Here is an 11,931-nt window from a genome sequence, read left to right as displayed (position 1 = left end):
CCCGTTACCGACCCGGGTCCGGTGCCTTGCAGACCCAGGTCGAGGACCTTGCGGACCCGGGTCGGCATTGACTGGCGGGCCGGCCGTCCTGCCCAGACCCAGGTCTGCACCGCCCGGGGGATCCGTCCAGCCCCGGGTACACGATCGTGCCGACCCTGGGCGGGTGGAAGGCGTGCGGGTCTGGCCCTGGGGACCGCAACACTCGCCCCAGGTCCGATGAGCCGGGGCCGCCCCTTCCGATGAACTTGGCCACGTGATCGAATTCCACCGCGTCACCAAGGCGTACAACGGGGTGAAGGCGCTGGACGACGTGTCCTTCACCGTCCGGCCGGGGACCGTCACCGGCTTCCTCGGCCCCAACGGGGCAGGCAAATCGACGGCCATGCGCATCCTGGCCGGGCTGACCCGCCCGACCTCGGGCTCGGCCACCTTGCTCGGCAGGCCGTACACCGAACTGGCGCGTCCCGGCTTCGAGGTCGGCACGCTCCTCGACGCGGGCGCCCAGCACCCCGGCCGCACCGGGCGCGAGGTGCTGGTCCTGGGCGCCATGATGCTCGGCCTGCCCCGGTCGCGCGTCGGCGAGGTGCTGGAGCTGGTCGGCCTGACCGGCAAGGAGGCGGGCCGCGCCGTCGGCGGCTACTCGCTGGGCATGCGGCAGCGCCTCGGCATCGGTCACGCGCTGCTCGGCCGCCCCAGGGCGCTCATCCTCGACGAGCCGGCCAACGGCCTCGACCCCCAGGGCATCCAGTGGATGCGCAGCTTGCTGCGCGGGCTGGCCGGATCGGGCTGCGCGGTGCTGCTCAGCTCGCACCTGCTGCACGAGGTGGAGCAGGTGGCCGACCACATCGTGATGATCGGCGCCGGCCGGGTGCTGGCCCAGGGCACGCTCGACGAGCTCGGCCGCGGCCGCACCCTCGAACAGACCTTCCTCGACCTCACCTCCCGCACCGACCGGAGCCCGGCATGAGCACTGACACCCCGGCCACCACCCCTATCCCGGCCGCCGCCGCTGACACCCCTGCCGCGCGGGGGCGCATCTCCTTCGGAACGCTCCTGCGGGTCGAGACGCGCAAGCTGGTGGACACGCGTACCAGCCTGATCCTGACGGCGGCCCTGGGCGCGCTGACCCTGGCGTTCGTCGTCGGGCGTGGCCTCGTCATGGGGGTGGCGGACCTGTTCACCCTGGCGGGCACGGCGGCGCTCGCGCTGGGCACGCTGCTGCCCGTGCTCGGCATCCTCTCCGTCACGGGCGAGTGGAGCCATCGCACGGCGCTGACCACGTTCACGCTGGAGCCCAGGCGCGGCCGGGTGCTGGCGGCCAAGTGCCTGCCCGTGCTGGCCATGGCCGTGGCGGGCTGCCTGCTCGCGCTGCTGGTGGCCGTGCCGATGACGGCCGCCTCCGCCGCCGTGGCGGGCGTGGAGGCGACCTGGCGGCTGGAGCCGGCCCTGGTGCTGGGCTGGATCGCGACGCTGGTGGTCACCACCGCGGAAGGGCTGGCCCTGGGCCTGTTGTGCCTGAACGCGCCGGCCGCGATCGTGATCTACCTGGTCGCGCCCATGGTGTGGGGGTTCGCCCGGTCGCTCGGCCCGGTGGGCGAGACCCTGGCGGAGTGGCTCGACCTGAACGTCGCCACCAACGCGCTGATGGACGGCGCCCTGACGGGCGAGACCGTCCCGCGGTTGGTCACCGCGGTGGTGGCGTGGATCGTCGTCCCCATGGCCGTAGGGGTTCTGCGGGTGCTGCGGAAGGACGTGCACTGACCGGCTTTACCGGCAACGTAGATCTTTGCCCGGTTTATGGGGTTCCGTTTGCCTTTGTCCGGTTTGGGGGGTAACTTAGTAAGCGTGACCGGCCAGTGACCTGTGCCTTACCTTCAGCAAGCAGGCCTGCCGGTCGTCCGAGATCTCCGATCGCGGGGATCCTCCGCGCTCCACGTAGCGTCCGTATGGCGATGCTGCCCGGCTACGTCCGTCAGCGAGCGCAAGTTCCCGTCCCCTAACAAAGGACCTGAATTTTACATGTCTGCTCGCCTGCGTTCCATCGCCATGCTCACGGCCTCCGCTGCCGCGGCGCTGACCCTCGGTTCGACCGTGGCGCACGCCGACTCCGGTAACACCGGCCAGCAGGGCGTGCTGCAGGGTTCGACCACGGCCTCCTACTTCTGGGACGACTCCTCGGGCCGCGCCGGTGACACCGGCCTGCCCGCCGCGGGAAAGCCCATGCAGAAGGGCCTGGCCGCCAGCCCGAGCTGGCCGCTCATGACCGAGGGCTACGTGATCTACAAGGGCAAGAAGATGCCGTTCTTCGTGGGTGACCGCGGGCCCGGCGACCCCTCCAGCCGCGGCGTCATGCTCGACCTCGACGCCAAGACCTTCGCCGAACTCACCGGTGGCACGTTCAACCCGGACACCCTGGGCGTGGACGGCAACGGCGGCCAGGGCCACATCAAGATCCAGTACGTCGTCACCAAGTGGGGCGACGGCGTCGGCAAGAAGAACTACCCGGTGGCCTTCTCCAGCGGCGCCTGGGCCGAGAAGGACGACAGTCCCATGGTCCAGCAGGTCTCGGTCAAGAACCACTGATCTCGTCCACCCGGCGTCCCCCGGCTCGCGGAGCTTCCGCGGACCGGGGGACGTTCGCGTTTCCCGGTCCGCGTTCGCGTACCCGTGCGTCCGTCACGGGGCCGGCTCCGGCCCCGCGGCCCGCCCCCCCGTCAGAGCGTGAGGCAGCCCACGAGCGGGACCTCGGGCGGGACGGCGACTGCCCCCACGGGGTTGGCGACGGTGCCGCTCGTGCAGTTGGTCATCAGGATCGGGTCGATCCTCTGGGCCGACTCCAGGAAGGAGACCTTCGAAGGGTCGATGACCGTTGTGGGATCGATGATCGCGTGAGCGGCTGTGCTCGGCAGGACCAGACCGCCACCCGCGACGGCGATCATCGCGGCGACGGCGATCCTGCGGGGGGATGTACGCACGGAAACTCCTCCGATGTAGACGAAACCTCAACAGTGCGCAGCCGCCGCGAGACGAGGCCGGCCCCCTTCCCCGGGGGGCCGAGATCGTCCGCGGGGCTGCGCACCCCTCGGTGATTACCGTCCGCGATCGTCACTCAACGTAGCTCGGAGTCACTTTCTGCTAACCCCACGGTCACCATTACCGTGACTCAGCCCCTAGAGCCTCATCCGTGACGCAGCCCTCCCGCCGTCCGGCGTCCTGCGACGGGGGCCTCCACCGCCCGGCGAGGAATCGGCCACGCCCGGCCGGGGACCGGCCCCAGCCCGACCGGCCCCGGCCCGACCGGAGCCGGACCGTCCGGCCTTGACCGACCCGTGCGACCGGGCCCCGTGCGACCGGTCCGGGGCCGACGGGTCCGGGGCCGACCGGACCCGGGGTCGGGCCCGGACCGGGCCGCCTCACCTCTTGCCCGGTACGGGCACCTTCGACCAGTCGATGTCCGAGCCGAAGTAGAAGCTCGGGTAGGCCGGCTGGTTGTACCCGGTCTGCTGCCTGGCCACCTCGACCCGGTACTGCGGGTCGTGCATGAGCGTGTAGAGCTTGCGGTCGGTCACCTCCGTGCTGAGGAACATCCGGATCGCGGTGCTGTCGGCGGTGCGCGTCAGCAGCTCCTCGCGCCAGTCGCCGAACACGTCCGCGACCAGGCCCGGGTTGCCCTTGGTCCAGTTGTTCGTCAGCGTGCCCTCGGCGGTCAGCAGCGTGCCGCGCCGGTGGTCGTCGATGGTCGGCGTCTGCAGGACGGTGGTCGCGGTGCCGTTGACGAGCTGGGTGGTCATGTCGGCCGCCCAGCGGATGCTCATGTTCGTGCCGGGCGCGTTCCTGCCGAGGTACTCGCCGCGCGCCGACCACAGCCCCGCCTGGACCGCCTGGTCCGGCGGCATCGAGGACCACGTCTCGACGCCGCGTACGGACGGGTCGACGTCGCCGGTCATGCCGCGGCCGGTGTCCAGGCCGCTGTAGCCGCCGTGCACGACCTGGCCGGTGGCCGCGTCGCGGAGCGCCCAGCCGTACGGGGCCGAGCGGCCGCCCTCGTGCACCGTCCAGATCTCCAGGCCGGGCCGGTCGGGGTCGAAGTCGCCGACGTGCATGGCGTCGCCGTGGCCCAGGCGGATGCTCTGGCCGGGGAAGTTGCTCTGTGGCGGCGCCTCGGCGAACGACGAGTACAGCAGGTCGCCGTCGTCGTCGATGGTGGCGGCGCCGTAGACGACCTCCTGCCTGCCGTCACCGTCGACGTCGGCGACGCTCATCGAGTGGAAGCCCTGGGTGGTGAGCCGGCCGTACTCCGGGTCGCTCCCGTCCACGCCGTGCGGGCCCGCGTTGAACGGGTTGGCCATCGGCACGTGGCCGCTGTCGACGTACCAGCGCTCCTTGAGGCGCCTGCCGTTCCAGTCATAGGCCACCAGCGTGCTGCGCGTGTAGTAGCCGCGCGCGAAGACGGCCGACGGGCGCTTGCCGTCGAGGTAGGCGACCGAGGACAGGAACCGGTCCACCCGGTTGCCCGGCTCGATCCTGGCCATCGCGTAGTCGCCCCACAGCAGGCCGTCGTCGCCGCGGCCCGGCTTGTAGTGGATGGTCTGCAGCTCCCTGCCGGTGGCGCCCTCGAAGACCGACAGGTACTCGGGGCCGGTCAGGATGTAGCCGTTGAACTCGCGCAGCCGGTTGTTGCCGCTGCGGGCGGGCGCGTAGACGTCGACGAAGTAGGTGGCCAGCGCCTCGGCGTCGGCCTGCGAGAGCGGGTAGCGGTACTTGGGCTCGATGCCGAACGCCTGCTCCAGCGTGGCCGGCCAGCGCCCGGCGACGACCTCCGGATGCTCGTGCCATTTCGCGAACGTTGCAGCAACATAGTCGAAATAGTCTGCTGCGCTTTTGCGGTAGTCGTCGGTGTTGGCGTATCCGGCCTTGCGGTCTTCGCGCGGCATGGTGATAAAGCGCTCGGAAACGACGCGGCCCCGGTCGTCATATCGCATGACCTTCGTGCCCGGCGCGGTCTTGAGCATCATCTCCGACCGGCCGTCACCGTCGAAGTCGTAGACCAGGAACTGCGTGTAGTGGGCGCCCGAGCGGATGTTCACGCCCAGGTCGAGCCGCCAGCGCAGGGTGCCGTCCAGCTCGTACGTGTCCAGGTAGGTGTTGCCGGTGTAACCGCGCTGCGAGACGTCCTTGGAGTTGGACGGGTCCCACTTGACCACGTACTCGTACTGCCCGTCGCCGTCCACGTCGCCCACGCTCAGGTCGTTGGCCGTGTACGTGTACGCCTCGCCCATCGGGGTCACCCCGTCGGCGGGCTTCTGCAACGGAAGATCATAAAACGATTTAAGCCAAGGGGTGGCAACAGCGCTGCGTCGCCCTTCTCGTCCCTTGACGATCGGGGCGACGCGATACTCGGACGCCGCGGTGCCGGCGGCGTCGCGGTAGTTGGTGCTGTTGGTCACCGTGGCGATCGGCCGGCCGTCGCGATAGACGCGGAAGTCGGCGCCGATCATGCCGGAGGCGCCGTGCCCGGACACCTCGTTGCCGAGAAGTCGCCAGCTCAGGAAGACTCCTTCGCCGGTGGAGGCGGCCACCAGGCCGCGGTCGAGCTGTTCCAGCCTGATGCCGGGACGGTGGCCGCCCTCGGTGGCGGCCGTGGGGGCGGCCGTGGCGGCCATGGCGGTCGTGGCGGCCCGGGCGGGCGACGCCGCGAGCGGCGCGCAGAGCAGGGCGGCCAGCCCGGTCGCCAGGGCGCGGCGGATGCTGCTGGGGGGTCTCATCGTGAGGAGCTCCGCTGATTAAATCGATATAATTTTAGGCTGGAGAGTATTGGGCGATTGTGCTGTTTGTCAAGGGTTTGTCACCTGTCGATGTCCTGGCTGGAAAACGGCCTCATCGCACGTATGGCACCGAATGCGGTCCGTTATGGAAAAATGCGATCACGCGCCCGGATTTATAGTGACATCGCCGAGGTCGGCACCTGGGCGAGCGCGCGAACCAGGAGTGACTCCGCAAAGTCAGCGAAACGGGAGCTCCATGACCTCCAACTCGGACCCCGCCGCCTCGGACCCCACCGCCTCGGAAGCGGTCGCCTCGGGCGTTCCCGCCCTGGAGTCGCTGGCCCGGCCCTCCGGTGGGTTCGTGATGGTGGCGATGGACCAGCGGGAGAGCCTCCGGCAGATGTTCCGGGCGGCGACCGGTGAGCGGGTGGGGGATGAGCGGCTGACGTCGTTCAAGCTGGCCGTGGCGAGGGAGGTGGGGCCGTACGCGTCGGGGTTCCTCATCGACCGGGACTACGGGTTCGGGCGGGTGGCGGCCGAGGGCGTCGTGTCGGGCGGGCTCATCGTCGCCGTGGACGCCCTCCGGCAGGACCCGGATGGGCCGGTCGAGGACACCGCGATCGACGAGCGTGTCGACCTGGCCGCCGCCAGGGAGGCGGGCGCCGTCGCGGCCAAGCTCCTGGTCATCTGGCGCGACGACGAGCACCGGGCCCGGCGCCTGGAGACCGCCGCCGAGTTCGTACGGCGCTGCGCCGCCGCCGGCCTGCTCTCCGTCCTCGAAGGCGTGGCCAGACCCCCGCCCCCGCCACCGGCCCGAACGAGCTTCTTGGTGTCGAGGGTTTCGACGAGGTTGCCGCGATCAGAGCGGCGGCGGCGGAGTTGGCCGAGCTGCGGCCTGATCTCTACAAGGCTCAGGTGCCGCTCGGCGGGGCAGCACCGGAGGAGCGGCTGGTCGAGGAGTGCGCGCGCCTGGACGAGATGATCCCCGTCCCGTGGGTCGTGCTCTCCCAGGGCGTGGCGCGCGACGACTTCCCCGCCGCCGTACGGGCCGCCTGCCGGGCCGGCGCGTCGGGCATGCTCGCCGGCCGGGCCATCTGGAGTGACCTGGTCGGCTCCGCCGAGCCGGCCGCCGGCCTGCGCGCCCGCTCCGTTCCCCGGCTGCGGCGGCTGGCGGCCATCGTGGACGAGCACGCCCGCCCCTGGACCGCCCGCTGATCTGCCTGTCCGCCCGGGCCCCCGGCCAGGGCCGGTCGCCCTGCGGGTGGCGGGGACGACGACGGCCGTCCGTCGTCGTGGCCGAGATCTACAAAGTACAGGCGCCCGGATGACAGAAGGGTTTGTGGGGATAGGCGGGGATTTACTGGGTCTTGTCGGTAGGTGATTGTCGGCTTTCAATGAGCCCCATACGGGATCTTCCTGGAGGGGTTCATGCGTGGCTTACGGGCGTCCGCAGTTGTTCTGTTGATCGTTGTCGCGACATTCATGGGAATGCAGCCATCCGTCCCCGCGGTGGCCGGGCCGGCCGACCCGGAGCCGGTCTCCCTGGTCACCCTGTCCGTGCCGGACCGGGCCGCCATGGAGCGGTTGGTGGCCTCCGGCGCCGACCTCACCGAGCGGGTGCGCCCCCAGCCGGACGGCAGCGTCCAGATCGACGCGGTGCTGACGGCCTCCCAGCTCGCCGGCCTGAGTGCTCTGGGCGTGAGCGAGGCGTCGAAGGCCCAGGCCGCGCCCCGGCCCAGGACGAAGGCGGCCACGCCGCAGGACCAGGTCGTGATCGAACGGGCGGTCTGGTACAAGTCCCGCGACGGCTACTTCCTGTCCGTCGAGGCCTCCAGCAGCGCCGCCCAGGCGGCCACGCTCACCGTCACGTGGCGGGGCGCGCGCGGCACGACCGGGCAGGCGGAGATGGTCGCGTACGTGGACGCGGGCGCGTACCTGGGCCATCAGCTCAGCGCCCCGGTGCCCGCCGGCGGCCGCCCGCACGCGGTCACCGTCACCTCGACCGGCGGCGGCAGGGCCGACGCGCGGGTCAGGGAGTGGCCCGACGGTGAGCGGCCCGACCGCGCCGGGCACGGCTACCAGAAGGACTTCATCACCCAGTACATGCCGCCCGCGCAGCTCAACGAGCGCATCAAGAGCCTGCACCAGCGGTTCCCGAGGCTGACGGATCTGATCGCGCTGCCGTACCGGACGAACGGTTACCGGCGGCACGCGCAGGCGGTGGTCGGCACGCCGCCGGGCGCGGCGGTGGTGTTCACCTCGAACGCCTACGGCTCCGAGGGCGGCAACGACCTGTCGGTCGAGCTGGTGGGCCCGGGCGCGCCGGACCGGCCGCTGCGGGTCGGCGTGGACGGCAAGCTGGTCACGGTGAGCCTGGCGACGGACGGCTCCGGCGCGCCGGTGAGCACCGCCGCGCAGGTGGTCGCGGCCGTCAATGCCGCGGCGGGCGTGCCGCTCAGGGCGGCGCTGTACCGGACGGACCCGGGGGCGGGGGTGATGGCGCCGGCGCCGCGTACGCAGCTCGACGACTTCCTCAACGCGCCGGCCGACGTCTCCCGGGCGCCCGCGCAGGTGCTGGCGCTGCGGATCGGCGTGCGGCGGGACGGCTCGCGCACCGGGGTGCTGGCCTACGCGCAGGAGCACGCGCGGGAATGGGTGACGCCGCTGGTGACGATCGAGGCGGCCGAGCGGCTGCTGCGCAACTACGCCCGTGACCGGGCGACCCGCCGGCTGCTGGAGCGCACCGACATCTTCATCGTGCCGACGGTCAACCCCGACGGGGCCAACTACAGCTTCTACGACTTCAACAGCCAGCGGAAGAACATGACGAACCACTGCCCGGCGCAGCAGTCCGACCCGGCGCTGCGCAACACCTGGGGGGTGGACGTCAACCGCAACTACGCCGTCGGCTCGTTGTCCGACGGTTACTTCGGCGCGTCGGCGAACTGCCAGAGCGGGACCTACGCGGGTCCCGGTGAGCACTCCGAGCCGGAGAGCCGCAACGTGATCTGGCTGGCGCAGAAGTTCCGCAACATCAAGTTCGCGATGAACGTGCACAGCTACGGCGGGTACTTCATGTGGCCGCCGGGGGCGTACAAGCTGGACGGGCGGGTCACGCTGCCGCGGCCGGCGCCGGCGGAGGAGGCGTACTTCCTACGCTCGGCGCGCACGATCGAGCAGGCCATCGCGGCCGAGCGGGGGACGGTGATCTGGCCGCAGCAGACCGGGCCGGTGACGGACGTGCTGTACTCGGCGGCGGGGAACTCGGCCGACGAGCTGTGGTACGACTACGGCGTCTACGGCTGGGACTTCGAGGTCGGCGCCGACCTGTGGAACCCGGAGACGCGCACGTGGGAGGGCGTGGGCTTCCAGCCGCCGTTCGAGGAGGGTCATGCCGAGGCGATGGAGTTCGCGGCCGGCCTGATCTCGCTGATCGGGATCGCCGCCGAGTACAGGGAGCGCTGATGCGCCGCCCGGCGGTGGCGGCACTGGCCGCGTTCCTCGGCGTGTTCCTCGGCGTGTTCCTCGCGTTCCCGCAGCCCGCCGCCTTCTCGGAGCCTCCGGTGGCCGAGCCGTCGTCGCCGGTGCGTGACTTCGGCAACGGGCCGGAGCGGAACGAGGTGGCCGCCGGCGTGCCCGGGCAGGCGGGCGCGCTGCGGGCGGCGCCCGGCGGGCAGCCCTACGGTCACTCCCGTGAGCGCGGCTATCCGAGGCGGACGTTCCTGCCGGTGCCGCCGGAGAATCCGGCCGACTCCTCGATCAAGCTGGGGCTGGTGCCGTACCACGGGATCGCGCCGAGGCTGAACGAGGTGCAGCGGCGCGGTGACCGGGTGAGCGTGGAGGTGATCGGCCGTTCGCACCAGGGGCGTGATCTCTATCTCGTCACGGTGACCGCGCCGGAGAGCGCCGCCGAGGCGCGCGAGCAGGCGCGCATCCGCGAGCGCATCGAGAACGACCCGGCCGGCGCGGCCCGGGACCGGCGGCTGGCCGGGCGGTACAAGGCGCCGGTCTTCGTCAACGCCAACATCCACGGCAACGAGTGGGAGGGCACGGACGCCGCGCTGCGCACCATCGAGCACCTGGCGACCAGCACGGACCCGGCGGTGGCGGCGTTGCTGGCGCGCACGCGGCTGTACTTCAACGTCACCGCCAACCCCGACGGGCGGGTGAACGGGACGCGCCAGAACGGCGCCGGGTTCGACCTGAACCGGGACTTCGTCACCGCCTCCCAGCCGGAGGTGCGGGCGATGCGGCAGGTGATGATCGACACGCAGCCGGTCGCCATGATCGATCTGCACGGTTACGTCAACGGCACGCTGATCGAGCCGACCACGCCGCCGCACGGCACGAACTACGAGTACGACCTGTTCATCACGAACACGTACGCCAACGGCCTGGGCATGGAGGCCGCCGTGAACGGCCTCGGGTACACCTTCGAGCGGGACGGCGTGCGGCCGGCGCAGATCCCGTTCCGGGACGACGCGGAGGGCTGGGACGACTGGCCGCCGATCTTCACCCCGCAGTACGCGCCGTTCCACGGGGCGGTGGCCGCGCACACGGTGGAGATCCCGCTGGACGTCAACGAGCCGTACTACAGCCAGGCGAGCGTGGCGGAGCTGCGCCGCCGGTCGGCGATCAACACCGAGGTGGCCGCCGCGGCGATCCGGGCGACGTACGAGTTCGTGCGGTCGCGGCACGGCCGGCTGGTCGCCGACCAGATCGAGGTGTTCCGGCGGGGCGCGGCGGGTGAGCCGGCCAAGGAGGTGCCGCTGGGCCTCGTGCCCGGTTTCGGCCCGGAGGACGTCTACACGACGACGTTCCCCCGCGCGTACGTCATCCCGGCGGGGGAGGGGCAGCGGTCGGCGACGGCCGCGGCGCGGCTGGTGGATCATCTGGTGGCCAATGACGTCCGGGTGGAGCGGGGGCGGTCGGCGTTCCGGGCGGGCGGCGCGACGTATCCGGCCGGTTCGTACGTGGTGGATCTGCGTCAGCCCAAGCGCGGGCTGGCCAACGTCATGCTGGAGCCGGGGGCGGACATCTCGCCGCGGGTCGACGCCATGTACGACATCTCCGGGTGGAGTCATGCCCTGCTGTGGGGCGCCACGGTCGAGCCCGTGCGGTCGCTGCGGGCGCGTACCGTGCCGGTGAGCGCCGCCGCCCCGACCGGGTCGGTGCCGCGCACGCCCGGGCCGCTGGCGCTGGAGGTGGCCGACGCCAAGGAGGTCAGGGCGGTCAACGACCTGCTCGGTGAGGGGGTCGCGGTGCGCTGGGGGAGTGACGGCGCCGCGATCGTCCCGCCCGAGGCCGGGCGGGCCGCCAGGGTGGTGGCCGACCGTCACGGCGTGGCCTTCACCCCGGCGAGGACGGGGAGCGGCGTGCCGCTGGCGCCGGTGCGGGTGGCCGCCGCGGCCTCCGCCGACGAGCTGTTCACGCTGCGCGAGCTGGGCTTCACCGTGACGCCCGTCTCCACCAGGGTGCTGGACGGCGGCTTCGACTGGAGCGGCATCGACGTGCTGTACGTCTCCAGCGGGCTCGACCACGCCGCGCTGGGCCCGGCGGCCAGGGCGGCGCTGGAGGCGTTCCTGGCCACGGGCGGCGTCGTCACCAGGGGCGAGACGGGCGCCGCGTTCAACGCTTCGGCCGGTCTGCTCACCGTCACCACGGTGGCCGGCCGTGAGGACGCCAACGGCGTGGTCCGCACGGTCGCGGGCGACGGGCCGGTGGGGGCGGCGTCCCACGCGTTCGTGTACTCGCCGCTCTGGTTCACCGGGCTGGGGCCGGAGGTCACGGTCGAGCAGACGTACGCGGCCGACGGGCCGCTGGTCGCCGGCCACTGGCGGGCCGGCGCGTCCGGCGCGGGCGGCCAGGAGGCGGCCAGGGGGCAGGCGGCCGTGGTCAGCGGCCGGGACGAGCGGGGCGCGGCGGTGGTGCTGTTCGGCACCGAGCCGATGTTCCGCAACCATCCCAAGGGCCTGTTCGCGCAGGTGGCCAGGGCGCTGTACTGGTCGGCCGCGGTCACGGGGGCTCCGGTCGCCAGGACCGCGGTCACTGGGGCTCCGGTCACCGGGGCCGCGGTCGCCACTCCTTGATCAATCTGGTAGATTTTCCCTTCCGGCCGGATTTGATCCCGGCCGGAAGGTCGTTTTATGACCCTTTCTCAGCTAAC

At 71.8% G+C, this 11,931-nt stretch carries 9 protein-coding genes; 7 read left to right on the top strand and 2 right to left on the bottom strand.

The window, feature by feature from the left end:
• The first annotated feature begins 253 nt into the window (after positions 1-253).
• From IO39_RS23820 to IO39_RS50900, 3 genes are all read left to right on the top strand, one after another.
• The gene (locus IO39_RS23820) at positions 254-967 is read left to right on the top strand and encodes an ABC transporter ATP-binding protein (RefSeq protein WP_043627315.1); all 714 of its coding nucleotides are present in this window, start codon (positions 254-256) and stop codon (positions 965-967) included.
• On the top strand, positions 964-1,761 hold the full coding sequence (locus IO39_RS23815; RefSeq protein ID WP_043627313.1) for an ABC-2 transporter permease: 798 nt from the start codon (positions 964-966) through the stop codon (positions 1,759-1,761). Before IO39_RS23820 ends, IO39_RS23815 begins: the two co-directional genes overlap by 4 nt.
• Before the next feature lie 258 nt (positions 1,762-2,019).
• Positions 2,020-2,583 (top strand): hypothetical protein, encoded by a 564-nt coding sequence (locus IO39_RS50900; RefSeq protein ID WP_052423288.1) that lies wholly within the window; start codon positions 2,020-2,022, stop codon positions 2,581-2,583.
• Between the two features lie 131 nt (positions 2,584-2,714).
• Here IO39_RS50900 and IO39_RS23805 read toward each other — a convergent pair whose 3' ends face one another.
• Positions 2,715-2,975: a hypothetical protein gene (locus IO39_RS23805; RefSeq protein WP_157548806.1), complete on the bottom strand. Its 261-nt coding sequence runs from the start codon at positions 2,973-2,975 to the stop codon at positions 2,715-2,717.
• Between the two features lie 438 nt (positions 2,976-3,413).
• Complete coding sequence (locus IO39_RS23800) at positions 3,414-5,765, bottom strand: rhamnogalacturonan lyase (RefSeq protein ID WP_043627310.1); 2,352 nt, start codon at positions 5,763-5,765, stop codon at positions 3,414-3,416.
• A gap of 256 nt (positions 5,766-6,021) precedes the next feature.
• On the opposite strand from IO39_RS23800, the gene IO39_RS59015 reads away from it, so the two are divergent.
• The 4 genes from IO39_RS59015 to IO39_RS23785 all read left to right on the top strand — a co-directional run bounded on the left by IO39_RS59015 (position 6,022) and on the right by IO39_RS23785 (position 11,854).
• The gene (locus IO39_RS59015; RefSeq protein ID WP_211267138.1) at positions 6,022-6,747 is read left to right on the top strand and encodes a hypothetical protein; all 726 of its coding nucleotides are present in this window, start codon (positions 6,022-6,024) and stop codon (positions 6,745-6,747) included.
• The gene (locus IO39_RS59010; RefSeq protein WP_211267137.1) at positions 6,645-6,980 is read left to right on the top strand and encodes a hypothetical protein; all 336 of its coding nucleotides are present in this window, start codon (positions 6,645-6,647) and stop codon (positions 6,978-6,980) included. Before IO39_RS59015 ends, IO39_RS59010 begins: the two co-directional genes overlap by 103 nt.
• Positions 6,981-7,253: 273 nt before the next feature.
• On the top strand, positions 7,254-9,230 hold the full coding sequence (locus tag IO39_RS23790) for a M14 family zinc carboxypeptidase (protein WP_052423287.1): 1,977 nt from the start codon (positions 7,254-7,256) through the stop codon (positions 9,228-9,230).
• Positions 9,230-11,854, top strand: coding sequence for a M14 family zinc carboxypeptidase (locus IO39_RS23785; RefSeq protein ID WP_084773380.1), 2,625 nt, complete (start codon positions 9,230-9,232; stop codon positions 11,852-11,854). Before IO39_RS23790 ends, IO39_RS23785 begins: the two co-directional genes overlap by 1 nt.
• Positions 11,855-11,931 lie beyond the last annotated feature (77 nt).

The sequence above is a fragment of the Nonomuraea candida genome (assembly GCF_000725485.1).
Taxonomy (GTDB): Bacteria; Actinomycetota; Actinomycetes; order Streptosporangiales; family Streptosporangiaceae; genus Nonomuraea; species Nonomuraea candida.
The sequence above is the reverse complement of the archived record's forward strand: the minus strand, read 5'-3'. Positions and strand labels throughout refer to the sequence as shown.